This is a genomic window from Alkalibacterium sp. m-11 (genome assembly GCF_054658155.1).
Genome location: NZ_BAAGIR010000410.1, coordinates 1 through 355, shown reverse-complemented (window position 1 = coordinate 355; position 355 = coordinate 1). Strand labels below are relative to the sequence as shown.

Genomic DNA, 355 nt, shown 5'->3' with positions numbered 1-355 from the left:
TTGGTTTTCGTCTGTAATCTTTTTGGATAGTTTGTGCAAGAAATCTTTGCGCTGATTGGCAATCTTCTCGTGCTTTTTGGCTACCTTTAAGCGTGCTTTATTGCGGTTCTTACCGCCTTTTTGTTTGAGGGATAATGACCGTTGCGCTTTCTTCAGCTTCTTTTCGGACTTGTAAAGAGGTTTTGGATTTTTGTGCTTCTCAGTCTCCCCTAAATCATTGGTGGTGATCGCAAAATCCGAAATACCCAAATCAATCCCGATCTTCCGTTCAACTAATTGGGGCGTTTCGTCCGCTGATTCCACAAGAATGGATATAAAATATTTTCCCGATTTATTCATTGATATCGTACATGAT

Annotated in this window: 1 protein-coding gene; it reads right to left on the bottom strand. The window is 40.3% G+C overall.

Going from position 1 to position 355, the window contains the following annotated elements:
• Positions 1-345, bottom strand: a 345-nt coding sequence (locus ACYQ2O_RS13000) for an RNA-guided endonuclease TnpB family protein (protein ID WP_459796812.1), incomplete at its 3' end; no start/stop codon positions are given.
• Between the last annotated feature and the right edge of the window lie 10 nt (positions 346-355).